The 24,767-nt window shown below is 42.6% G+C and carries 18 protein-coding genes and 1 pseudogene; 5 read left to right on the top strand and 14 right to left on the bottom strand.

The window, feature by feature from the left end:
* Positions 1-200 precede the first annotated feature (200 nt).
* From HNW13_RS15580 to HNW13_RS15560, 5 genes are all read right to left on the bottom strand, one after another.
* Complete coding sequence (locus HNW13_RS15580; RefSeq protein WP_162022061.1) at positions 201-1,637, bottom strand: HAMP domain-containing sensor histidine kinase; 1,437 nt, start codon at positions 1,635-1,637, stop codon at positions 201-203.
* Positions 1,637-2,311, bottom strand: coding sequence for a response regulator transcription factor (locus HNW13_RS15575; protein WP_101084868.1), 675 nt, complete (start codon positions 2,309-2,311; stop codon positions 1,637-1,639). Before HNW13_RS15575 ends, HNW13_RS15580 begins: the two co-directional genes overlap by 1 nt.
* Before the next feature lie 176 nt (positions 2,312-2,487).
* Complete coding sequence (locus HNW13_RS15570; RefSeq protein ID WP_243756311.1) at positions 2,488-2,931, bottom strand: diacylglycerol kinase; 444 nt, start codon at positions 2,929-2,931, stop codon at positions 2,488-2,490.
* 10 nt (positions 2,932-2,941) lie between these two features.
* Positions 2,942-4,609, bottom strand: a complete 1,668-nt coding sequence (locus HNW13_RS15565; protein ID WP_243756309.1) for a phosphoethanolamine--lipid A transferase — start codon at positions 4,607-4,609, stop codon at positions 2,942-2,944.
* 204 nt (positions 4,610-4,813) lie between these two features.
* Positions 4,814-7,186 carry a Tex family protein gene (locus HNW13_RS15560; RefSeq protein ID WP_192114001.1) on the bottom strand — a complete coding sequence of 791 codons (2,373 nt, stop codon included), beginning with the start codon at positions 7,184-7,186 and terminating at the stop codon, positions 4,814-4,816.
* A 213-nt stretch (positions 7,187-7,399) separates the two neighbouring features.
* On the opposite strand from HNW13_RS15560, the gene greB reads away from it, so the two are divergent.
* Entirely contained in the window at positions 7,400-7,885 is a 486-nt protein-coding gene (gene greB, locus HNW13_RS15555; RefSeq protein WP_011635724.1) for a transcription elongation factor GreB, read from the top strand.
* 192 nt (positions 7,886-8,077) lie between these two features.
* Positions 8,078-8,710, top strand: coding sequence for a DUF4937 domain-containing protein (locus HNW13_RS15550; RefSeq protein ID WP_192114000.1), 633 nt, complete (start codon positions 8,078-8,080; stop codon positions 8,708-8,710).
* 278 nt (positions 8,711-8,988) lie between these two features.
* Here HNW13_RS15550 and HNW13_RS15545 read toward each other — a convergent pair.
* The 6 genes and pseudogenes from HNW13_RS15545 to HNW13_RS15520 all read right to left on the bottom strand — a co-directional run.
* Positions 8,989-9,149, bottom strand: a pseudogene (locus HNW13_RS15545) (transposase); the annotation flags it as partial.
* Positions 9,150-9,198: 49 nt separating this feature from the next.
* Positions 9,199-11,145, bottom strand: a complete 1,947-nt coding sequence (locus tag HNW13_RS15540; RefSeq protein ID WP_192113999.1) for a MacB family efflux pump subunit — start codon at positions 11,143-11,145, stop codon at positions 9,199-9,201.
* Between the two features lie 3 nt (positions 11,146-11,148).
* Positions 11,149-12,372: an efflux RND transporter periplasmic adaptor subunit gene (locus HNW13_RS15535; RefSeq protein ID WP_192113998.1), complete on the bottom strand. Its 1,224-nt coding sequence runs from the start codon at positions 12,370-12,372 to the stop codon at positions 11,149-11,151.
* 66 nt (positions 12,373-12,438) lie between these two features.
* A complete protein-coding gene (locus tag HNW13_RS15530) occupies positions 12,439-13,254 on the bottom strand; it encodes a YbhB/YbcL family Raf kinase inhibitor-like protein (protein ID WP_192113997.1) in 816 nt (271 codons plus the stop codon).
* Positions 13,255-13,340: 86 nt separating this feature from the next.
* A complete protein-coding gene (locus HNW13_RS15525) occupies positions 13,341-14,777 on the bottom strand; it encodes an ATP-binding protein (RefSeq protein WP_192113996.1) in 1,437 nt (478 codons plus the stop codon).
* A 9-nt stretch (positions 14,778-14,786) separates the two neighbouring features.
* Positions 14,787-15,470: a response regulator transcription factor gene (locus HNW13_RS15520; RefSeq protein WP_162022055.1), complete on the bottom strand. Its 684-nt coding sequence runs from the start codon at positions 15,468-15,470 to the stop codon at positions 14,787-14,789.
* A 479-nt stretch (positions 15,471-15,949) separates the two neighbouring features.
* Between HNW13_RS15520 and HNW13_RS15515 the strand changes: the two genes are divergently transcribed.
* Positions 15,950-16,729: an acetoin reductase gene (locus HNW13_RS15515; protein WP_192113995.1), complete on the top strand. Its 780-nt coding sequence runs from the start codon at positions 15,950-15,952 to the stop codon at positions 16,727-16,729.
* 222 nt (positions 16,730-16,951) lie between these two features.
* Here HNW13_RS15515 and HNW13_RS15510 read toward each other — a convergent pair whose 3' ends face one another.
* Both HNW13_RS15510 and HNW13_RS15505 read right to left on the bottom strand, forming a co-directional pair.
* Complete coding sequence (locus tag HNW13_RS15510; RefSeq protein WP_192113994.1) at positions 16,952-17,641, bottom strand: DUF2238 domain-containing protein; 690 nt, start codon at positions 17,639-17,641, stop codon at positions 16,952-16,954.
* 256 nt (positions 17,642-17,897) lie between these two features.
* Complete coding sequence (locus HNW13_RS15505; RefSeq protein WP_192113993.1) at positions 17,898-18,554, bottom strand: Bax inhibitor-1 family protein; 657 nt, start codon at positions 18,552-18,554, stop codon at positions 17,898-17,900.
* A 615-nt stretch (positions 18,555-19,169) separates the two neighbouring features.
* On the opposite strand from HNW13_RS15505, the gene HNW13_RS15500 reads away from it, so the two are divergent.
* On the top strand, positions 19,170-20,141 hold the full coding sequence (locus HNW13_RS15500) for a GGDEF domain-containing protein (RefSeq protein ID WP_192113992.1): 972 nt from the start codon (positions 19,170-19,172) through the stop codon (positions 20,139-20,141).
* Positions 20,142-20,453: 312 nt separating this feature from the next.
* Here the strand turns inward: HNW13_RS15500 and acnA are convergent, their stop codons facing one another.
* The gene (gene acnA / locus HNW13_RS15495) at positions 20,454-23,180 is read right to left on the bottom strand and encodes an aconitate hydratase AcnA (RefSeq protein ID WP_192113991.1); all 2,727 of its coding nucleotides are present in this window, start codon (positions 23,178-23,180) and stop codon (positions 20,454-20,456) included.
* A 92-nt stretch (positions 23,181-23,272) separates the two neighbouring features.
* On the opposite strand from acnA, the gene HNW13_RS15490 reads away from it, so the two are divergent.
* Positions 23,273-24,649, top strand: coding sequence for a lyase family protein (locus tag HNW13_RS15490; protein ID WP_192113990.1), 1,377 nt, complete (start codon positions 23,273-23,275; stop codon positions 24,647-24,649).
* The last annotated feature ends 118 nt before the right edge of the window (positions 24,650-24,767 follow it).

Here is a 24,767-nt window from a genome sequence, read left to right as displayed (position 1 = left end):
TTACTCAACGATTTTAAACAAGATTTTTTGTTATATTTTCAATATCATTATCGTAAACGGGCTACGAGAAGACACAGTAACAAAAACCATCTGAGCCTAAGACCTTAGCGAAGATATTAAGTTCAGGGCGTAATAACATATATTAACATCTTATTTACAGTCGGTTAAATTCTGTTTTTTAAAAAGGTTTTTGCATCGACTTACACCATCGCCGCATGGTCACTCGGAATCAACACAGTAAACATAATTTTGTCTTCCGAAACCAATTCAAAACTAAACTTAAATCCATTCACTTTGGCAATATTTTCAACGATGGCCAATCCTAATCCATGCCTTTCGCTATTTGATCGCGATTGTTCAGCTTGGAATAACGGTAGCGTAAGTCGCTCTAAATCATTCGCATTAATACTGGTCACTAATTGATTTTCAACACTAAAACTTAATCCTTTATTATCAGAGACTAACCTTATTTTAATCGATGACTTTGGCGGACTGTAGTACAGTGCATTATCAAATAAATTGGTCAAGATAAGGTGCAAAGAAAACTCATCGACAAGGCAGTTTTGATCCAAATCACTATTTTCAATATTCAAACGAGCATGAATAGTCGAGTACTTAAATGCCAACTCATCAATAACCTGGCCCATCAAGGTTTTGATATTGATATGCTGGCGATGTAGATTAATATTTTCAGATGTGGCTTGTTGCAATAGTAGTAAATTATTGACTATGGTTTTCATCCGTAAACTAATGCTGAGTACATCTTGTTTATAGCTCACGCCAATACGCTGATCATCCGGATAACGAATATAAATTTCACTTAAACTAATCAACTCACTGATTGGTGTTTTCAGTTCATGAGCGATATCGGCAGTAATGCGCTTTTCTGTTTGTAAGTATTGTTGGCTAATTTTGACAAATTTATTCAGTTCATTACGAATTGGTTCAATTTCGAGATAACGTTCAGACTCATTAGACAGTGGGATGTATTTTTTAGTGACATCGACGCTTTTTAGCGACATGTTTAATTCGTTCAACGGGGTCAAACCACGATGAATAACCTTCACTACGGCCCAACGGATCAACACAATCACCAGTAGTAAGCCAATGGCTAAACTAGAGTCGATGATCACCAAAATTTGCGACAAATCTTCAGTGGTAATGGCTATGGTTAACCACATGGGTTCGACTGTATCCATCATTGACCGATTAGTTTTAGGCACTTGCGGCTCAAAATACGACACCATCGCCCTGCCGTCTCGACCATCTGGTAACACCACATCGGCAAAAAAAGCACTGTTGAGTGGAATGTCTTTTTTAAGTAAATCTACCCCCTCGAAATTACGCAACGACTCAGAACGTTCAAACACGCTTGAGCCTTGCCACAATTGAAAAAAGCTTGCTTTAGTCGAGATGCCAAATTCAGGCATAAACTCGCCAGCAAAATCAAACTCGGTGCCTTCTGGAGTCACTTTAACTAAGGTCTTTAGGTAGTTAGACTTGTCTGTTAACGCGCTATCAAACTCAACATCGACCCAATTATCGATACTGATATCAATCGCCAAAAACACCAAAATCAACATGGCTGATACCACATAGGTCATGGTATTGACTAAATTGGTGGTTAACGATCTCATTAATGTTCACCCACAAAATAGCCAAAACCACGTTTGTTTTTTATCGGTAGCGTCACCCCTACGGCTTTAGCTTTTTTACGCACGGACGATAAATGAGCCTCGATGGTGTTTTTTGATAAATGATTAAATGAACCCACGACTGCTTCACTGATTTGTTCAGGATTAAGTACTTGCTTAGGGTTACTAAATAAATATTCAACAATTTTGAATTCGTTTTTAGTCAGATCGATATAATGGCCATCTGCATGAAGTGATTTATTACTTGTGTCTAAAACAAAATTAGCAATACAAATAGTTTTAACTTGTTGATTGAGTTCACCACGGCGACCAAGAGTCACGAGTCGGGCTTGTAATTCGTCAAACGAAAATGGTTTACACAGATAATCATCGGCACCCGCCAATAAGCCAGTAACACGATCTTCAGCTTGTGATTTAGCCGATAAAATAATGACCTTAGATTGATTACCTAATTTACGAATACTCTTAAGTAAACTCAGACCATCTACATTAGGCAGCATGAGATCCAAAATAATGAAATCATAAGAATTAGTGAGCGCCATACTTAAGCCCTCAGAACCATCACCGGTTTCATCAACGGTATAACCTAAATGATCTAACCCAACTCTAATGCCGCGACGCAGCGCTTCAGAGTCTTCAATTAACAACACTTTCATTGAGTGTCCTTTATCATAATTGCGCCTATATCCATATTACGAGTGATGCAGTCCAAACGGAAAAATAATCTAAACTCGGGATAACAAACTACCATTAGCAAACTTATCTCTATGCTATCCATAGCGATAAGTTAACAGCCGACACGTTGCGGGCAGATTAACCGTTTACGAGTCAATTATGCCCATAAAACAACCCACCAAACAATCGCTGCCATCAGCATGCTGAGAAACACAAATGCAGAAGCAATATCTTTGGCGAGCCCAGATAACTCATTAAACTCCAGGCCAATACGGTCAACCACCACTTCTACAGCAGTGTTAACCAGTTCAGCAAACAATACAAATAGTAACGCCAGCACTAACATGGCAGATTGCGGCGCACTAATATTTGCCATACAAGCAAATACAGTTAATGGAATAAACAGCATTAACTCTTGCTGAAATGCCGCTTCATTACGGCACATCCACTTTAAACCATTAAAGGTATGTTTACAGGTATACAGCAAGCGCATAATGCCATGGCGTTTCACCACAATTTTTGGCTGTTTAGTTGCTGCACTCTTTGCCGTATTCTTTGTTACATTATCATCAGACGTAGATGATGAAGCTGAAATTGTCATGAGTATATCCCTAGTTCATTTTACAATCGGTGGTGATATCTAGCTTAGGATCACGTACCGAACTGCTAACACCGTAAAGCCCTAACAATGTATGGAACAAGTTGTCATGTGAGTACGAGCCACTTAATGCATGCTCGGCAACACATTCACGGTCAATTTCTTTAGCTTGTGTGTAGTCTTGTGGTAACCACATAAACCAAGGCACATGAGTTTGTTGGCTCGGCGCAATGCTGTAAGGCGTACCGTGTAAATACATACCACTTTCACCCAACGACTCACCATGGTCAGATAAATACACCAGCGCGACGTTATATTTGTCTTGATACTGCTTAAGTACATTAATCGTTTCTGCCAACACAAAATCGGTATAGGCAATAGTATTGTCGTAAACATTAACAATCTCTTGGTCGCTACAGTTTTCAATATCGCTGCGGCTACAAGCTGGCGTAAATAACGCTTTATCGGCTGGGTAACGCTGCCAATATGTTGGTCCGTGACTGCCAATAGTATGCAAAGCGATAAATTGATTATCTAAGCCTTTACCCGACAGTGCACTGGCTTCAATGTCTTGTTGTAATTTTTGGCTGAGTTTTTCAACTAAAATCTCGTCATAACAACTTAAACCATCACATAATGGATTTGGCTCGCTCGGCGAAATATCAATCTTATTAATGCGGGCTCCTACGTCTTTATCGCCGCCATCGTTTTCAAACCATGTCACGTTAACACCTGCCGCCTTAACTACATCAAGCACATTATTTCGTGCATCGGCAACTTCACGATTGTAATTGTCATGGATTAGATTTGAGAACATACACGGTAACGAATGCGCGGTAGCCGTGCCACACGACGACACATTCTGTAAGGCAATCATGCCTAGGTTTTCTGTGTATGGGTTGGTGTTACGTTGGTAACCGTTATACGCCATATTTTCTGCACGGGCAGTTTCACCGACAACAAGCACCATAAGGGTCGGTTTGCCATTCACGCTAGGAGTTAGATGTGCATCTTGACCAATAGGGTCAAAAGTTAACTTTTCGGTAAAGTAACGGTTGTTTAAGTATTTAACCGTATTATAAATATGTGCAGGAATAATCATCTTATTCAGATAATTATTATTGCGCCCCACTGACGCATAGTCTTTGTAAAAAAACAGCACCATCAACCCGACTAACGCCATACTGATTATGGTAAAACCAACACGACGAAGCACTATTTTGGCCAGTGACGGACCACTCGATAATTTGGTGCGATATAACAAAATAGAAGGCAATACCCCGAGCACCAACACATAGCCAATAGAATGTGAGTTGATGTAAGAAAACGCTTCGCCAGAATTGGTTTCAAAAATATTTTCAATCATGCCGTAATCAAACATCACGTTGTACTGCAACATGGCATACATGGCCGCAGATGATGTCAGTAACAACACAATCATCACGGGTTTAAAAACAAATTTAAAAGCAAATAAGCTAAAAATAAGCATAAAACAACTGCTTAATAACAACGCCGGTGACAAAGAAAACAACACATGACCGTCTGCTGATAATTGATAGATTTTACGGATTATCGGAAAATTTAATACCAAGCCAAAATAGACAGCGATAATGCAGGTCATCGCCTCGTAACTGATGTTCTTTGGGCTGATACTGGATAATGTTTTCGTTAGTAATTTCAATTTTGCCACTCGCAATAAACTCGACTGGCGCTGATATTCAACCAAAACACTTAAGATCTACTGAATAAAAACTGAATTATTGCTGCGGGGCTTTATTCAGTTTCAAAATATAAACATTAGCTAAAAAAAAGCCCTCACACATCAATGCAAAGGCTTTAGAATCAATATATTAGCTAAAGGTGTTTTACCACGCGGTATAATGGGTTATTTCTTTATCTTGGCAAAGGCATCAGCAAACGCATTACCCATAGCCGCATTTTGTGGTGCTTTAACCGGTTTACTGGCTGGTTTATTATGACCAGAACTCTTGGTATTGGTTGACGATTTACCCGCAGCAGGCTTTTTCTGGTAACTGTTTTGTGGCTTACCCTGCGACTGTCTGGTTGCTTTTTCGGTATCAATTTTTTCATCAAGACGCATGCTTAACGCAATACGACGACGCTCAATATCCACTTCCATCACTTTCACTTTAACCACATCGCCGGCTTTAACCACTGTATGTGGGTCACTAACAAACTTGTCGGTTAACGATGAAATATGCACTAAACCATCTTGATGCACACCCACATCAACAAAGGCACCAAAGTTGGTCACGTTGGTGACTACACCTTCTAAAATCATCTCGACTTTAAGGTGCTTCAATTCTTCTATGCCGTCTTTAAACGTAGCCGTTTTAAACTCACCACGCGGGTCGCGTCCTGGCTTGTCTAGTTCGGCTAAAATATCATTAATGGTCGGCACACCAAATGCATCGGTAACAAAATCGGCAGCATTAATCTGTTTTAACAAATCGCTATTACCAATCAGTTCAGTTAATGGCAATTGCTTAGCACCAGCAATCGACTCAACTAGGCTGTAAGCTTCTGGATGAACAGATGATGAATCCAATGGATTATCACCATTACGGATGCGTAAAAACCCCGCAGCTTGCTCATAAGCTTTAGGCCCTAAACGAGCCACACTCAATAGCTGCTTACGATTGGTAAATTGACCATTCGCGTCACGAAAATCAACCACGTTTTTAGCTAAGGTTTTGGTTAAACCAGCAACTTGAGCTAATAACGGCGCCGATGCCATATTTAAGTCAACACCTACGGCATTAACACAGTCTTCGACGACAGCATCGAGCGACTGCGATAACTGGCTCTGGCTTACATCATGCTGATACTGTCCTACGCCAATCGCTTTGGGTTCAATTTTTACTAGCTCTGCCAACGGATCTTGTAAGCGACGTGCAATTGATACCGCGCCACGAATTGACACATCAAGATTAGGAAACTCATTAGCGGCAAACTCAGAGGCCGAATATACCGATGCGCCCGCTTCACTCACAATCACTTTGGTCAGCGTCGGATGCGTTTCTTTTACGGCAGCGATTAACTCGCCAGTTAGCTTGTCTGTCTCACGCGAGCCAGTACCGTTACCAATCGCAATAATTTCAACTTTATGCATGGTCACTAAATTACTTAGGGTACGAATCGATTTGTCCCATAAGTTTTGTGGCGCATGCGGGAAAATAGTGGTGTGGGCCACCAGCTTACCGGTGTTATCAACAATCGCGACTTTCACGCCAGTACGGATACCAGGATCGAGTCCCATTGTCGCTTTAGCACCAGCAGGAGCCGCCATTAATAAATCGCCCAAGTTACGGGCAAACACTCTAATGGCTTCTTCTTCCGCGCTTTCACGCATCTTAGCGATAAACTCGGTTTCCATTTGCAAAGCAACTTTAATGCGCCAAGTCGAGGTCACTACCGTTTTCAACCATTCATCAACGCTAGAGTTAGTCAGTTCTAACTTAAAGTGATCGCTAATAATCACTTCACAATAACTGCCTTCTGTCGCTTGAGTATCGGGATCGGCGTTCATCGACAGGCTTAACATGCCTTCGTTACGGCCGCGCAACATGGCTAAAGCACGGTGAGATGGGATTTTGCTCATCAGCTCATTATGCTCGAAATAGTCGCGGAATTTAGCGCCTTCTTTCTCTTTGCCTTTTACCATGCGGCTTTCAAGTACCGCTTGTTGTAATAAATGCTGGCGCACTTTACGCAGTAACTCTGCATCTTCAGCAAAGCGCTCCATTAAAATGTAACGCGCACCATCAAGCACTGCTTTAGTGTCGGCAAAACCTGCATCAGGATTAATAAACTCTGTTGCTTTGCTGTCTATATCTAATTGACGATTGGCTAATACTGCATCTACAAGCGGCTCAATACCCGCTTCGATGGCTATTTGGCCCTTAGTACGACGCTTTGGTTTGAATGGCAGATATAAATCTTCAAGACGGGTTTTGCTGTCGGCGTCATTAATCGCTTGAGTTAACGCTGGGGTTAACTTGCCTTGCGCATCAATGCTCGACAATACCACTTGGCGGCGGTCGTGTAACTCACGTAAATAACCTAAACGAGAAAACAAGTTACGCAACTGAGTGTCATCTAAACCACCGGTAGCTTCTTTACGATAGCGCGCAATAAACGGCACGGTGGCGCCATCATCTAATAGCGCAATGGTCGCTGTGACCTGTTGTTCACGGACATTAAGTTCTTGAGCGATAATCTGGGCAATATTATGCATAATCAATCGAATTCGACATGGTTTAAAATAAAATTATGCCAAAGATACCATAAAGACCACCAGTTCGCTGCTAGTACGAAAGGCTTTATGATGTCTTTATAGATAATCGATAAAAAGAATGCATCATCGGGCATGAAGTGCTAAAACACAGATGATAATATTACGGCTTATATAAAATCTCACCGTTCTTCGACCACATTAAGAGTAAACCGCGTGAAAACTAAGTTAATCACTTTAGAAGGCTACAATAAGCTCAGAATTGAGCACGACTACTTGTGGAAAGAACAACGTCCTGAAGTCACTAAGATTGTCACTTGGGCGGCAGGTTTAGGTGATCGCTCCGAGAATGCTGATTACACTTTTAATAAGCGTTTATTAAGGCAAATTGACCGCCGAGTACGCTATTTACGCAAACTGCTGCCCGAACTCAAAATTGTCTATTACGCACCAGAGCAAGAAGGCAAAGTGTTTTTTGGCGCCACGGTTGAAATTGAAAACGACGCCGGTGACATTAAAACCTTTAAAATTGTCGGCCCAGAAGAAATTTACGACGAACGTAAAGACTACATCTCCATCGACTCGCCCATGGCCCGCGCGTTACTCAAAAAACAAGTCGACGATGAAGCGGTAGTGAGCACACCTCAAGGCGATAAAACCTGGTACATCAATAAGATTAGTTACAAACTAGAGCAGAAATAACTTATCCAAGGGAAACGGATTCAAAGGTGCTAATTGCTATGGTTTTGTTCCGTTAAAAAGAAGCATTGAACAGTTAAGCTTTGCTGCTAGCACTGGGCATGGTGACTCCAACACCACAAAGATATTGCTCCCTGATAGATTGAGCTTTGAAAGACCATGTTGACCCATGAACCATCAATATTAGGAACCATTTTGACTATAGCAAAATTGATTATGTGCGAGGTTGATGACGGTAAACAGGAGGCTTTTTCACAAAGTCAGAGTGCTTGGAGTCAGCTGTCGACGTGTAACGGTTTTATAGGGCAAGCAGGTGGATGGGAAGCATCGTCAAGCACAGCCATTATTTTAGGTTTTTGGGAATCACAGTTTCACGTGAGTGAATTCATGAGCACAACCCACGATGAGATTTATTTAAATAATAAACAACAATCCACTTACCGTCATTGTTCAGTTAATTACTTCGAACTGATTTCAACTATACCTGGCTCAGAGATTGATTTTTCAGGTGCTGGAGTATTAAGAGTCGATTACTGCTCAAGAGTACTGGACATTGATAGGTTTAATCGAGATCAACAGCTGCTCTGGAACCCTCAACTGTCAACGCAACCTGGATTGCTAGGCGGTCACGTTTGGCGCCATATTGAACACCATGACTGTTACTTGGTGGTAACGCATTGGGAATCACCAGCAGCTCATGAAATATACGCAAACAATGTATTTCCAAAATTACGGAAGATAGCCCACACTTCGGAGTACATTGAACAACTATTAGGTAAGGTTGTTGTTCTCGATACAAAGTGGAACGTCACACCCTATAACGGTTGATCACCACAGATGACATTCCATCTAACCAGTTTAAACCGGCATAATCATATTGTAGTTTCCCCCAATAAAACATTATCAATTCTTGAAGGTTTGCTCACCCGTTTATGGGCGAAAGTGTATTTAAGATATGGCCTTCGGCCACTAATGTCGTGGCGCTTCGCCCACACCAGACCAAGAGAAAATCAACGGCTATTCCTTCTTGAAACTCCCAGTCGCCACATCAAATTTATTTACATTACCTACAAACTGATGGCCAGTTTTACTCATTCACTACATTCTGGGATTAAGCAGTGTAAGTGAATAGTGAGGTTAAAATTTGCCCCCAAGTATGCAGAACCGCCGTGCACCCAAGCTGACTTTGTAAGTGTTTTCGGGTGATCCAAAATTAACTTAACATTTGCCATACTGCTTCAAACTGTGCGCGGTACAATTACTTCGCTTGTTCATCAAAGCCGATAATTTAGGGGGCCATATTTACTTGGCAGAGGTTAGTCTCTAGCAAGTGCATCAACCGGATTCAATTTAGCTGCATTCCGGGCGGGCAGATAACCAAACACAATACCGATTAAGGTCGAGCAGGCAAAAGCTGCCACTATTGACGTACTCGAATAGATCATCTGAAAACTGCTGCCTGTGTAGGTAAATATCATACCGATAAGATAAGCAAGTCCAATCCCCAATGCGCCACCACAAAAACATACCAATACAGCTTCAATCAAAAACTGACGCATAATATCGGTTTGCCTGGCACCAACGGCCATACGAATGCCTATTTCGCGCGTTCGCTCTGTTACCGATACCAGCATGATATTCATTACCCCAATCCCGCCAACTAACAAAGAGATAAACGCGATAGCTGATATCAGTAACGTCATGGTTTCAGATGTTTTTTCAATACTTTTGCGTATCGTATCTGTATTAATAGTGAAAAAATCAACTTTGCCGTGGCGCATAGTCAATAAGCTAATAATGCCTTGCTCTGCCACATCGCTTGATACATTGGCATCTATCCTTACGGTAATATCGTTAACATAATTTTGTCTAAGAATACGTCCTGACACCGTGGTATACGGCAACCAAACATTCAGTTCATCACTGTTGTCGGACACACTTTCAATTGGCTTTGTTACGCCAATAACACGAACCGGAAGGCGGCCGAGAAAAATGACGCTACCTAATGCACTGCCGTCAGAAAAAAGCGTTTGCTCAGTATTGGCATCAATGACGGCAACCTGTTCTAACGCATCGATACTGTCATCGGCAAAATATTGTCCTTTGGCCAACGCATAACCGCGCACCCGAAAATACTCAGTACCCACGCCTTGAACTGAGCCTGTGACGGTTTCACTTGCATAACGTATGGCAACATTGGTCCTAACGGTTGGGGTAACGCTGTCCACATAGGGCAATATTTTAAGCGCATTGGCATCGTCTGCCGTGAGCGACTTAACCCGTTCAGAGCGGCGATCTCCTCGCCCTGTGCCTGGTTTTATTTCAATGGTATTGGTGCCCATTGAGGCAATATTATCCAAAATAGATTGCTGCGAACCGGCACCTAACGCAACCACGGACACCACTGAAGCAATGCCAATAATAATGCCGAGCATCGTCAGAAACGTACGCAAACGATGATTGGACATGGCAATTAACGCCATTTTTAACGCTTCAAGGTATCGCGACCAGTTTATCTTCATACTTGCTTGGGAAGATTGTCTGTCTGCGATTAACGAGCTCGTTTCTGCTGGGATACGTTTTTGGGTATCGGCAATGATTTCGCCGTCTTTTAGCTCGATGACGCGATCGGCAAATTCGGCAATATGTGGGTCGTGTGTCACCAAAATAATCGTGTGGCCGTCGCGATGCAGTTCTTGAATGAGTTTCATCATTTCTTCGCCGCTACTGCTATCTAAAGCACCGGTGGGTTCATCGGCCAGAATAATATCGCCACCATTGATTAAAGCTCTGGCCACACTGACACGTTGTTGTTGGCCGCCACTTAGCTGACTTGGTTTATGATCTAAACGATCGCTCAACCCCAGACGAGTCAGTAATTTTTTAGCTTTTTCGTGTCGGGTTTGCGGCCCCTCATTGGCATACAATGCCGGTACTTCCACATTACCAAGCGCAGTTAAATCTCCCAAAAGATGATAGCGCTGAAAGATAAACCCAAAATATTCACGTCGCAGGGCGGCCAATTCATTGTCATCCATACTGGATGTGTCCTGATCATTAATGAAATAACTGCCTGTATTGGGTTTATCCAGACAGCCAAGGATGTTCATTAATGTAGATTTACCGGAACCAGACGCGCCGATAATGGCAATCAATTCACCACGACAGATTTGCAGGTTAATGTTGTTAAGTACCGTCAGCTCCTGCTCTCCGGCGGTAAAAGAACGACTAACACCTTTAATATTTAACAGAACGTCAGCCATGGGTTATAACCTCATCTCTTTGCCAAGACCAGGTGTACGTTGTCCAAGCTTATTGCCTGTAGCTAAACCGGTCATCGAAACTGCGCTGTCTTTAGCTGAAGATTGACTAAGCATGATTTCATCACCTTCGTTAAGCCCAGAGAGGATTTGAGCGTAGATTTTATTGTTAATGCCCACTTCAACATCGCGGTATTCAATGTGGTTGTTTATGATCACTGGCACTTGATACGAAGTACTCGAACCTAATTTGGTGACCAATACCTGTGATGGGACCAGCAAGGTATCTTGCGCATTGGCTAAAATAATCGATACCTGCGCTGTCATGCCAAAGCGCAATAGGTTGTCAGGGTTTTCAACATCAAACAAAGCGTTGTAGTAAATCGCTTCATCATCGCCAATCATCAATGAGCTGTCGGCGCCGCTAAGCAAAGTTGGCCCTGGTTCAATGGTGCGTAATACACCACGGTACTTTTTCGCTGTCGCGCCCAAAATACTAAAATACACGTCTTGCCCAGCACTCACATTGATAATGTCAGCTTCAGAGACTTGCGCTTTAATCGTCATTACGTCTAATTGCGCCAGCTCAATAATACTGGGGGTGCCTTGATTGTTATTAACGGTTTGCCCCTCTTCGACCGACACGTAAATCACGGTGCCATCAATAGGTGAACGAATAGTTGTGTAACCTAAATTGAGCTTAGCGTTATCGACACTGATGATTGCTTTGTCTTTTTCAGCACTGAGTTCATCAAGCTCAGCCAGATAAACCGCCAATATCGATTCTGCCGAGTCAAAATCTGATACCGAGGCAGCGCCATTAACCAGCATCTTTTTATTACGAGCATATTCAGACTGTGCGACTTTTATTTGAGCCTGCTTTGCCCGATATTGCGCATCAATACTTTGCAGTGATGCTTGGGCTTCTTTAAGGGCATTTTGTTGAGTTAAGTTATCGATTTGAGCAATCAAGTCGCCCTGTTTTATATTTTGGCCAACGTTCACGTCCATTGTTTCGATTAACCCCGATACTTGAGCACCGACACTGACTAATTTAGACGGATAAAGTACGCCATTGGTCAGTACTACTTTTTCGATGTTGCCGCGTTTAACCACATCGGAGGTAAAGATAGGTTGATCTTGTTGTGCTTGAGTGTACTTGTAGCCTACAACGGCAACGATTGCGCCAAGAGTAAGAAGCAGCAAGGTGTTTTTAATGTTCTTTTTCATGTGGATCTCTTAATGTCTTTTTAGTGACGGATCTGCGCTAACAATCTTGTAATAACGGATTTGCGTTTACTTACTATCAATAACAGCAGAAGCCGTATTCAAAGTGGGTTTACACAATGGCAATGTTGACAGCGGATCCATGCTGTCATTATGTGGCGGTGCTTGTTCCGGATGAGCTTGTGGTGAATGAGCCCGTTGCGGCGTTTGACAGTGTCGCTCAAAACTCACTGTCAAAGAGTCTGAGTCCAGTATGAAGCCTTGCATGCTTTGTCGAAGCATTATTGCAGACACAGGGGCTGATACTGGGGCTGACACAGGGGCTGACGAATCGATATCTAAAGATTTGGATAGTGCATAAAGATGAAAAGTATACACTTTTTGACCAGGCCCTTTAGAGCATGGCGGTGCATACTCGTTACGATTATTCACCGTATTACTGCCAAATGAACCAACAGATTGCTTTTCTTTACTGCCAGAACCAATACCAGAAGCTTGCGCCGGAATATTGTACACAGTCCAATACCACTTGAGTTCTTCAGGCTGGTTTAGTTTAGGTGCCTTAGTGTCACCTTGAGGTGGAGTGCCTTTGTTATTGTCAGCCGAGTCAGCCTTTGGTGCGTTCTTTTCGTTGCCTGCGACATTGTTTGTGAAATGAGGCTTAGGCATGTGATCCATGATCACTACCAATGACTGGGTTCCGTCTGGTACTCCGCGCCAACTTAATGGTGGTGAGATACCCTCTCCCTCACAGGTAAATTCAACTGGCAATGTCCCCTTATCGGAAAATGCAGGACTGGTGAGTTCAATTGACGGCTTGGCATTAACGGCGTTTGCACTGAGCAACGTCAAAGATAAAATGGCGCCAATAATGTGGGTATTCATGGCCTAATCTCCAATACACTTAAGTTAACGATTAATGAGTTAACTTAAGTGTATCGATTAGGCTTCGCTGATGGATGACAATGTTGTCATTTAACGATGGGTAACAACAGCCGCATCGTCACAACCTCAATATCACTGGGCTCAAGCGTAAGATCGCCACCATGCGCGCGAGCAATTTCTCTGGCTAAACTTAACCCTAAACCACTGCCGGATATGCCTTGGGTATGAGCAGGCTCTCCGCGGTAAAAACGATCAAACAGTTTGACCCTGACCTCGTGAGATATCGGCAGACAAAAATTACTAATAACCACTTCTATAGCAGACTCGTGTTGGCGAGCGTGGATAGTGATACCTTTGTGATGAAGGCTATAACGCATTACGTTTACGAGCAGATTATTTAACAGCTGCTTCAGCAACACAATATCGCCTTTAGTGATTAACCCTTTTTCAATAACACAATCAAGCTCCAGTTCATCTGACAGCAAGGTCATATCGGCAATCAACTCATCGACCAATTCAGTGATATTTATCGGTTCAAAATGCAACGCCATAGAGCCAGAATCCGCCTGTGATAGCAGCAACAATTTACGGGTAATAGCCGACAAATGCCCTACTTCATCAAGAATGGCATTGAGATCCAATAGCGATGGGTTTTCAGACAACACAGCTTGTTCAAGCTTACCTCTTAGCACTGTAAGTGGTGTTTTTAGCTCATGAGCGGCATCAGCCGTAAAACGAGAAACTTGTTGAAAACTGTCCTCTAGGCGATCGAGCATCATATTGTATGCATCAATCAACATTTTGAATTCTTTGTCTTCTTTATGCTCAGGCAAGCGATGGCTAAGATCTTTTTGGGTCACCTTATCCATGGCTTTATGTAATCTGTTTATTGGTTTAATGGTATTGGTCGAGATAATCCATGCGCCTAGAATACTGAGCAGTAATGAAAAAGGAATAACCACACCCAACGCGGTCAGCAAGGTATTCGTTAACTGATTTGTGGTGGCTGCAATATTCACAGCGATAAAACTTTGTTGGTTTGAGGTTTGAAATAAGCTGGCTCGCCATCGGTTTTGCTGATGTTTAAAAAAGGCCTGCTGACAAACCGCGTCGGCTTTATTGTTGTGGGGTAATATGAGTGACTCAGCGCGTAGCCAATTTAAGCGACTTATCACGCCTTGTACGTCTACACCGTCTGGCGCGGTTAAAAAGCCTTGCTCAGCAGAACCGACAGACAGCATTAATTGACTAGGTGAATTGATTCGTAACTTGTCCGTTAAATCAGTCATTAACCGGCTACTAGAAAGCGAAGTGTCGCGTAAATTACTTATATTGGCAGCGGAATTATTTACATCAGGTAATGTATGCTTGGGTATTAAGCGTTTTGCTTCCATACAAAGGCGAGAATCAAGGTGAGTCAATTCTACAGTCATAATACGCGACCAACTTAGGCTGATAACCAACGTAAGCACAGCGGTTACCGTTAAAATTGATATGGCAAAAATACGAGTACGAAAATGCATATTAACACCTTATCGAATGCTCAGGCGATAGCCTGTGCCGCGGACAGACTCAATGGCGCCGACCATTTTTCCGGCCTTCTCTAAAGAAGCCATCTTACTGCGGATACGTTTAATGCACACATCGACAACATTGGTACAAGGATCAAAGTCGTATCCCCAAACATGCTCCAACAACTGCCCCCGGGTTAACACTTGGTTGGGTGAACGCATTAAATGTTCAAGCAGGCTAAATTCTCGACTAGTAAGTTCGACCGATTGTCCCTGACAATTAAGGCTGCGATTAATACAATCAAGTTGCAATGCACCTACTTCGACAACATGCTGTTGTGTGCCGCCATGCCGACGTAATAAGGCTTGAATGCGAGCATGCAACTCTTCAACATAAAATGGTTTAGCTAAGTAATCATCTGCGCCCATGTCTAACCCTTGAACGCGATCGCCCAACTCATTACGTGCTGTAAGCAAAATAATGGGCGTATCGACACCTTGTTGACGCAGCGAACGAAGAATATCCAAGCCATCTCTGCCCGGAAGCATAATGTCGAGAATAATCACATCATAAGTATTGTTGCTTGCCGCCTGATAACCTTGATTACCATCGGCACAATGAGTGACATCGAAATTTTTGGCGCGCAAACCTTCACAGATAAAATCTGCAATTTTTTGTTCATCTTCGACAAGCAATACGTTCATTGAGTTTTATCCTTGGGAAACACTTAAAAGTATCTCACCTGACGCATCGCACTCGCAACCTATATGACAACATTGTCATTTAACAGATTAAGACTGGCCATACAGGATAAAATTTCAACAACCTAATGAGAGCGGAGTAGATAAACAGCATTGATGTTCGAAGGGTGATTCAATTTTTATCTAACATGCTAATTAGATATTAAAGGTATTGACCGAAGGAGGCGGTTACACATCCTGATGATGTTGACCATTGATTAGTGTAGTATTTTTAAACTAAAAGCATGATATCTAAATGCTCCTCACTAATATTGAAAGGTCATTCTTAGAGATTAAACATGTTTAATTTTCAACCATTATGCTGACTCGAATTGATCTACATCTAATTTTATTGCTCTACGTCCTTGTAAACTGATCATTCAATCGTTATCTGGAAGGCTATAAAAAGGTCTTCCTTATCTATTATCAAAAAGGAGTCAGATATGTCATTACAAGGAAAAGTAGCGCTAGTCACTGGCGCAGCTCAGGGCATAGGACGTGCCATTGCACTTCGTTTAGCAAAAGATGGAGCAGATGTTGCCATCGTTGATCTAAACGAAGAAAAAATGCTCGCAGTATCTCTTGAGGTCGAAGCCCTTGGTCGAAAATCAACTACTTTTAAAGCTGACATTAGCGACCGGAAACAAGTTTATGCCGCTATAGACCATGTAGAAAAAGCCTTAGGTGGATTCGATATTATGGTGAATAACGCAGGTATTGCGCAAGTTCAAGCCATAGCCGATATTACTCAAGAAGAAATGGATAAAATCCAAAAGATCAACGTAGACGGAACCCTTTGGGGTATTCAAGCCGCGGCAAAAAAATTCATCGAACGCAAGCAAAAAGGCAAAATTATCAGTGCATCTTCCATTGCGGGCCATAACGGATTTGCTTTACTGGGCGCATATTCGGCGACTAAATTTGCAGTGCGTGCGTTAACTCAGGCTGCAGCACAGGAATATGCTAGCGCAGGTATTACAGTCAATGCTTATTGCCCTGGTGTGGTCGGAACCGATATGTGGGTCGAGATTGATAAACGCTTTTCTGAAATTACTGGGGCTCCAATAGGTGAAACCTATAATAAATACGTGAAAGGCATTGCCCTTGGTCGTGCGCAAACACCTTTAGATGTCGCCAACTTTGTTTCATATTTAGCGGGTCCAGACTCTGATTACATGACAGGTCAGGCGCCGCTGATCGATGGCGGTATGGTTTACCGTTAATAATAACCAAATGGTCCCGAAATGCAGGATTGTGTATTTTGATCTGTCTTGGGTATATGGTTTAAAAATTGTGGGCTCATATTGAGAGTAACAACATAGCCTGCAGTTTTTAGCTCTGTGATTAACAACCATGTGAACATAGGCTGGACTCTAATCAGTACCCATCTTAGGTGAGCATGTCTATTGCTAGTCAAGTTGCACACTAGGGCTTTAATTTCCTGCTTAATATTCATTATTTTTTACTGTTAAACTTAATGTCCATTGTTCTCGAAAGTCTTTCTGAATACGTGAATGGATAAAAAGAGTTATCGCCATCGCTATAAAACCGCCAAGACTTGCCAGGGCCATATCTTTATGTGCATCCCAAACATCTCCCTGTGTGCCTAAATATGCCATTCCTAGCTCGCCACCAAATGCCTCAGCGGCGCCCCACTCAATCAATTCATATAGCATCGATGTTGCCATAATAAGATTTAAAGGCGTTAAATAACTCCAAAAGCCTTTCAAACCAGCAATCCGACAATACAAATCTCTAACAGGATATGCCAATAAAAGACCGTATGCCAAATGAATCAATCTATCAAAATTGTTCCTGGTCCAGCCCATATATTCATTAAGGCTAAAGTTAAAATACGACGTTAAAAATGCATCATAGGGAACATTGGAATAAGTATAATATGAACCTATTTCATGCAAGCTCATAAAGGCAAATATCAAACTATAAGAGAGTCGCGATAATGGGCATTTCTTATACGTAAAAAAAATGAACATGGCAGATAAGACAACGAGTACATTTTCAAGCGCCCAATCGGCTCGATCATAAGGCGATATAGAAATAACTAGGAATTCAATACCAAAGATGACTGACAGAATGAGAAAGTATCGTTTATGTTCCATAATATTTTTAGCCATTGTGAATTAACGGTAATCTTACAGGAGTCCAAAAGTCTGCTGTAGATGTCTTCTCATCCATAGCATGTAGAGTTCAATCACGTCTAATCACACCACAAAAGGGAGGACAACAGACGCCGACTGCGACTTACAAATTGATTATTTTAGTCCGACATCACGCATTTATAGATTAATAATGAAGATAATACGCTTTATTTTTCTACAATAACCCTATACACAACATTCTCCCTATTTACTTCACAATCACGCACTGAACTTATTTGCGCCCAAGTATTCTTAAGATACGAAGGAACAAGTTGATGATGTCCATGTACAACGCAGCTGCGCTATCAATCGCATTATCGAGTGTTTTGGGTATCTGATTAGCTCGCCCCCAGTCATAACCAATATAGCCACAGAAAATCAGCACCACTATCCAATCAATAATCCCATGGTGGATCCCAAAAACAAATATCTCAATCAACTCCACAACAATAACAAGCAGCAGGGCGATACTGAGTGCGCCAGATATTTTTTTAAAAAAAGCGGGAAACATAGACCCTAAGCACATCATGCCAATGGTCACTAAGCCAGTAATCCGAATCGCTTCAGATACAATGGAGGCATCGTAGCCACTCACCACCAAGTTAATAATTAAACCAAAGGGAATAACGACAAAATTGTAGCCAATAAAACTCACCAGTGGATTACTAGACTTATTAAACAGATACAGACCAAAAAAGCATGAAGCAAAGTACCCAATAAAGAAAATCCAAGGATTTACATCTGCTATCGATTGAGGATCGATATTTGTGACCATCAACCAGTTCATAGCAAAACCCCAACAGAGGGTTAAACCGATAGCAAAATTATAGGCTGCCGCACTAATAATGGGATCAGTAGTACTGCTTCTTTCAAATACATTTACTTCCATGTTACTTCCTCGTAGCTGTTGGTAAAACGCTTTACTAATAGACCATTGACAGTAGGCTATACCAATTTACAGCGTAGCCAACTGTTTTGTGTCTTTGCTGAGTTTATTGCCAATTGAAGTTACGCCAATAATAATTCAAATTGTCGCGATTAATCCTGAATAAACGGCAATAATGTCAAACACAGCCAAACTCCTTTTGTAAATTCCTTATGTAAATTCCCTTTGTAAATTGACTTCCAAGTCAGTACGTTATGTTAACTTAAAGATGGACTACAATACCTTAGCGTTTAAAATCTAAAATAAGTCAACGTTAGCGTTATTGCCAGTGAATCAACAGGACAAATTCACTGAGCTTCAGCACGAAAACTGATGTTAACAAGCGAGCATAATCGAAGCGCAAGGATAAAGATAACCCTTAATAGAGATGACAATAATGATTTTAAACGAAATGATGACTAGACAATATTTGCACGAAATATAAGCAAAACTAAATAGTGAAAGGTGTAGTATTCTAAGCCAAAGATACTGGTGATTTTTAACAAGCAAAACAGGGGTTTCAACTTGTTAATGTCTCAGTTTGAACAACATAATAATTAAACTTATTGCGAGTGCATTATGATCAATCAGCTGCAGGAAAAATATCAACTGTCACTATTGTTGCTACTCAGCGCCGTGGCTGTATTGGGGATTTCTCCTTTTGTGGTGATACGTTATCTTGCTGGTAACTTCACGGCTGCAATTATTGATATTACGCTGATATTAGGCATCATAGCGCTAGTTACTTATGCACATTATGTAAAAAAAATCCGCATCGTAAGCGCGGTGATAGCAATATTTATTAATGTCGGTGTTGTCGTTATTGTTATTGCTAACGGAATAGATAGTTTTTTGTGGATTTACCCTGTTTTCGCCAGCACTTTTGTTCTGGTAAAGCCAATTGAAGCCCTTGGTATTAATGCTGTCGCCGGCGTTGCTGTAGTAAAACTATCTAACATTTTTGCCACCATATCAGAGGACTCCTTCATTGTGACAAACTTGATGTTGTCATTGTGTGTTTTCGTTTATGCCAGCCACAGTGCCAAGCAATTTCGCTTGCTGGAAGATCTCAATACGATAGACCCACTCACAGGTGCATTTAATCGCCGCGCCATGAGCTCAGATATGAATGAGGTGTTATCCAACGCTGATAGCCACAGTATTAGGCAGTGGCTAGCCATCCTAGATTTAGATTACTTTAAGAGGGTTAATGATAAATTCGGTCATGCTGTGGGCGACCAAATACTTAAAAATTTTGTGACAATTACCACTTCGCACATTGGTAAATATGATCGGCTTTATCGCTTTGGCGGGGAGGAGTTTGTGCTATTAATTCCCGAGAGCAGTAATCAACAACCAGCGTTTTTTGACAGCCTGAGAACGGCGATTAAAAAAGAATTGAAAAATCCAGATGGCGAAGAAATAACCGTGTCATTTGGTGTCGCACTCTGGGTTTCAGGTACAACTGCAGACACATGGCTACAACGCGCAGATGAAGCACTTTATCTCGCAAAAAACAGAGGTCGTGATGATGTCGTCTTCAGTGACTAATACATAGGCACGAAAGGCTTTACCCTCACAGATTAATGTATTGAAAATTAATCTAAAAAAATGGGAAGTAGTAACCTCTTTTACTCGTAGTGGGCATAAATGAGTTTACAAAGCTTGCGCCACATAATCCCTTACTCAACATAATCCCTAAATCAACATAAGCAAATAACTTATCTTCCCGTCATAGCAGCTCATTTTTTCACTCAAAAAAATAGGCCCAAATCGTTAAACTTGAACCTATTTACGGGTTATTTAAAGCAGGTCATAACCTTAGGTTAAAACCAAGCGACTGAGCGAGAAGACTTAACTAAATTACCTCGCTAAATTACGTAATACATAATGCAAGATGCCGCCATGTCGGTAATAACTAAACTCATTAGGGGTATCAATGCGGATTTTAGCTTCAAACGAATGTTGCTTACCCGCTTTGTCGGTCACTGATACATTCACGGTTTTCTGCTCGGCACTTACCGCAGGAATACTAAATTGCTCTTCACCTGTGAGGTTTAGCGATTCTGCACTGTCATCAGGCATAAACTGCAGTGGCAAGATACCCATTCCAACCAAATTAGAACGGTGAATACGCTCATAACTTTGCGCGATAACCGCTTTTACCCCCAACAATGCAGGCCCTTTGGCCGCCCAGTCTCGTGAGCTACCGGTGCCATATTCTTTCCCTGCCAGCACAATACAAGGCGTACCTTGTTGCTGATACTGCATAGCGGCATCAAATACTGTCATCGACTCACCGTTAGGCATTGAACGTGTCCAACAGCCTTCGGTTCCCGGTGCCAGCAGGTTTCTTAGCCTTACATTGGCAAAGGTGCCGCGCATCATTACTTCATGGTTGCCACGGCGTGAACCGTAAGAGTTAAAGTCCTTAATGGCGACTCCAGCTTGCTGTAAATAGTCTCCGGCAGGGCTGTCTGGTGCAATAGATCCCGCAGGTGAAATATGGTCGGTAGTGACCGAATCACCTAACTTAAGTAAACAACGGGCATTGTCGATAGCCATAATTTTCGGTATTTCGGCACTGATCCCGTCAAAAAATGGCGGCTGTTTAACATAGGTGGAATCGGGCCAGTTATATTTTTGGCTCTGCACCACCTCAAGCCCTTGCCAGTCTGCGTCGCCGCTGTATACATCGGCATAACGGGAAACAAACATCTCACTTTGCACAGCGCTGGCCATGACCTGTTGGATTTCCTGATTGTCTGGCCAGATATCTTTTAAATACACCGCATTACCATCAGCATCTTCACCCAATGGCTCAGTGACCATATCGGCTTTCATATTACCGGCCAATGCATATGCCACCACTAATGGCGGCGATGCTAAGTAATTGGCTTGCACTTCTGGATGGATACGTCCATCAAAGTTACGGTTGCCCGACAACACCGAACACACCTTTAACCTGCCCTGTTGTATCGCTTCGCTGACGGGTTGAGGCAATGGGCCGGAATTACCAATACAGGTGGTACAGCCGTAGCCAACCAACTGAAAGCCTAGTGCATCTAAATCGACATTAAGACCTGATTTTATTAAATAATCCGTCACTACCTGTGAGCCAGGTGCAAAGCTGGTTTTCACCCAAGGTTTAACCTGTAAGCCTTTTTCACGAGCGTTTCTGGCCAATAGTCCGGCTGCAATTAACACCGATGGATTAGAGGTATTAGTACAGCTGGTTATCGCCGCTATCACTACCGCGCCAGCTTCCAGCACAAAGTCTTTATCTCGATAACGGCAAGCAACACCGGTACTACCATCAACGACGGAAACTTGCACTGATGGGCCACCCTCGCTTGCCAGCTCGTCTTTACCTTCGGCGTCGATGTGGCTAACAGGGATCTGACTATCCAACCACTGACGGAAACTGACTCCAGCTTGCTCAAGTGCAATTCTGTCCTGTGGCCTTTTGGGGCCAGCGATAGAAGGCACAATACTGCCCAAATCCAGTTGTAAGCTGGCGTGATAACAGGCTTTGTTGTCGGATGCACTTGCCCACATACCCATCTGTTTAAGATACGCCTTGATCAGCGCGATATGCTCTGGATCACGACCAGTAAGCTTTAGGTAATCTAGTGTTTGTTGGTCAATCGGGAAAATGCCACAAGTAGCACCGTATTCTGGCGCCATATTGGCAATGGTCGCCCTATCGGCCAAGGTTAATTGATCGACACCGGCACCAAAAAATTCAACAAACTTACCTACCACGCCAAATGAGCGCAGTTGTTCGGTCACGGTTAACACCAGATCGGTAGCGGTAACCCCTGGAGGCAATTTACCGATAAATTCAAATCCGACAATTTCGGGTAACAACATCGTCACGGGTTGGCCTAACATCGCGGCCTCAGCCTCAATGCCGCCGACGCCCCAACCCAATACCCCCAAACCGTTGATCATGGTGGTGTGAGAATCGGTTCCGACTAAGGTGTCTGGATACAATAGGTTATCTTCATCTTCTTTGACAAAGACCACTCTCGCCAGATATTCCAGATTGATTTGGTGCACGATACCGCGCCCGGGCGGTACCACTTTAAAGTTGTCGAAGGCTTGCTGACCCCAACGCAAAAACTGATATCGTTCGCGGTTTCGTTGAATTTCAATGGCAGTATTTTTTTGCAACGCCCCTGTTTCGGCAAATACATCGACCATCACTGAGTGGTCAATAACCAGCTCCACCGGGTTCAGTGGATTAATAGCGTCGGCATTGCCGCCCAATGTCACGATTGCATCACGCATAGCGGCCAAATCGACGACTGAAGGTACACCGGTAAAATCTTGTAGAATGACTCGAGAAGGGACAAAGGCAATTTCGGTTTCAGACCAGTTATCCAGATCCCAGCGGGCCAAGATTTCAATATCCTTCGGCTGGACAAATTCCGAATTTTCATAACGCAGTAGATTTTCTAATAATATTTTTGCCGCAAAGGGTAAGCGGGATAAATCGTAGTGTTCTGCTAGTCGATCAAAGCTGTAATACCGGAAAGTTTTGTCATTACTTTCAATCTGTTTCAATAATTGCATAGAATGGTTCATTACTGATCTCCCTATAAACGTTTACTGGCACTTCCTGCTAAGCTTAGTGAACACACTAACATATCCCAATCAAAAATCGAGTCGAAAACCTTATGAGTAAGATACGTATAGAATATGACAGCATGGGGAAAGTTCAGGTGCCAGATGATGTTTATTACCAGGCGCAAACTCAACGTGCACGAGATAACTTTCAGTTTTCTGAGCGACGCTTTCCGTCGCCAGCAATACTCGCCCTACTCGACATAAAATCAGCTGCAGCACAGGCTAATAGCCAACTCGGCTTGTTAGATAACGCTATGGCCAATGCAATTCAACAAGCGATTATCGCCAGTAAGAAGCTTGATTTTTCGCAGCACTTTCCAATTGATTTGTTCCAAACAGGCTCTGGCACCAGTTCTAATATGAATGTTAATGAAGTCATTGCCAGCCTCGCTAGCAACATTTTGCAGGCAAAAGTTCACCCTAATGATCATATCAATATGGGTCAAAGCAGTAACGATGTGGTGCCCGCCTGCATTCATATCAGTACGGTTAGGCAATTAAAGGGCTTGTTGTATCCATCGATTAAGGGCTTGAGTGACAAATTAGCAACTTTGGCCGATGAGTATTCAAATACAGTAAAAACCGGTCGCACCCATTTAATGGACGCCATGCCCATTACACTTGGGCAAGAACTGCAATGTTGGCAACAACAACTAGACAGCGCTCAAGCTAGAATTCAGCACCTTGAGCTAAGCCTGCATCATTTACCATTGGGCGGCACTGCGGTGGGCACTGGCGTTAATTGTGACCCCAATTTTGCCAAACTTGCATGTGATGACTTACAACAGCAAGATCAAATCCCTTGGCAAGCTGCGGCAATCCCTGCATTGTATATGAGTAGCCAAGATCACACCTTAGCCATGGCTTCGGCGCTCAAAGGGTTAGCGGTTACCTTATTGAAAATCGCCAATGACTTACGCTGGATGAACTCTGGCCCTGTGGCAGGATTACAAGAAATTAGTTTAACGGCGCTGCAACCCGGCTCATCGATAATGCCCGGTAAGGTTAATCCCGTTATCCCAGAAGCCGTAGCTATGATTGCTGCTGAGGTTATCGGCAATGAAACAACCATCACCATCGCGGCGCAATCGGGTAATTTTCAGTTAAATGTGATGCTGCCACTGATTGCCGACAAACTACTGTCCAGTATTGATTTATTAACCCATGCCTGCCAGGCCATGACCGACAAAGTGTTTGCCGAGTTTAAGCCTAATGTCGATCACTTGACCCAGGCATTGGAGAAAAACCCCATTCTGGCTACCGCACTTAATTCAGTGGTGGGTTACGATATGGCCGCAAAAATTGCTAAACGTGCAGATAAAGAACATAAATCAGTATTAGCCATTGCACTTGAAGAAACCGATTTAGACGAAGATAAACTTAAAGCAATACTCGACCCGTTGCATCTGGCAAAGCCTAATGAATAACAGCCACCAAACTGACAATAGCTCGCTGAATAACATAAATTTGAGATTGAAGATGTTAGATGTTAGATGTTAGATGTTAGATGTTAGCCATCACTCAAGTCGGTAAAAGTGCAATGGT

It is taken from the genome of Shewanella sp. BF02_Schw (assembly GCF_014596695.2).
Classification (GTDB): Bacteria; Pseudomonadota; Gammaproteobacteria; order Enterobacterales; family Shewanellaceae; genus Shewanella.
The sequence above is the reverse complement of the archived record's forward strand: the minus strand, read 5'-3'. Positions and strand labels throughout refer to the sequence as shown.

Excerpts from the sequence above, each read along its gene's own strand:
- HNW13_RS15580 (WP_162022061.1), bottom strand. The coding sequence starts at position 1,637 with ATGAGATCGTTAACCACCAATTTAGTCAATACCATGACCTATGTGGTA.
- HNW13_RS15575 (WP_101084868.1), bottom strand. The coding sequence starts at position 2,311 with ATGAAAGTGTTGTTAATTGAAGACTCTGAAGCGCTGCGTCGCGGCATT.
- HNW13_RS15570 (WP_243756311.1), bottom strand. The coding sequence starts at position 2,931 with ATGACAATTTCAGCTTCATCATCTACGTCTGATGATAATGTAACAAAG.
- HNW13_RS15560 (WP_192114001.1), bottom strand. The coding sequence starts at position 7,186 with ATGCATAATATTGCCCAGATTATCGCTCAAGAACTTAATGTCCGTGAA.
- HNW13_RS15540 (WP_192113999.1), bottom strand. The coding sequence starts at position 11,145 with ATGGCTGACGTTCTGTTAAATATTAAAGGTGTTAGTCGTTCTTTTACC.
- HNW13_RS15535 (WP_192113998.1), bottom strand. The coding sequence starts at position 12,372 with ATGAAAAAGAACATTAAAAACACCTTGCTGCTTCTTACTCTTGGCGCA.
- HNW13_RS15530 (WP_192113997.1), bottom strand. The coding sequence starts at position 13,254 with ATGAATACCCACATTATTGGCGCCATTTTATCTTTGACGTTGCTCAGT.
- HNW13_RS15525 (WP_192113996.1), bottom strand. The coding sequence starts at position 14,777 with ATGCATTTTCGTACTCGTATTTTTGCCATATCAATTTTAACGGTAACC.
- HNW13_RS15520 (WP_162022055.1), bottom strand. The coding sequence starts at position 15,470 with ATGAACGTATTGCTTGTCGAAGATGAACAAAAAATTGCAGATTTTATC.
- HNW13_RS15515 (WP_192113995.1), top strand. The coding sequence starts at position 15,950 with ATGTCATTACAAGGAAAAGTAGCGCTAGTCACTGGCGCAGCTCAGGGC.
- HNW13_RS15510 (WP_192113994.1), bottom strand. The coding sequence starts at position 17,641 with ATGGCTAAAAATATTATGGAACATAAACGATACTTTCTCATTCTGTCA.
- HNW13_RS15505 (WP_192113993.1), bottom strand. The coding sequence starts at position 18,554 with ATGGAAGTAAATGTATTTGAAAGAAGCAGTACTACTGATCCCATTATT.
- HNW13_RS15500 (WP_192113992.1), top strand. The coding sequence starts at position 19,170 with ATGATCAATCAGCTGCAGGAAAAATATCAACTGTCACTATTGTTGCTA.
- acnA (WP_192113991.1), bottom strand. The coding sequence starts at position 23,180 with ATGAACCATTCTATGCAATTATTGAAACAGATTGAAAGTAATGACAAA.
- HNW13_RS15490 (WP_192113990.1), top strand. The coding sequence starts at position 23,273 with ATGAGTAAGATACGTATAGAATATGACAGCATGGGGAAAGTTCAGGTG.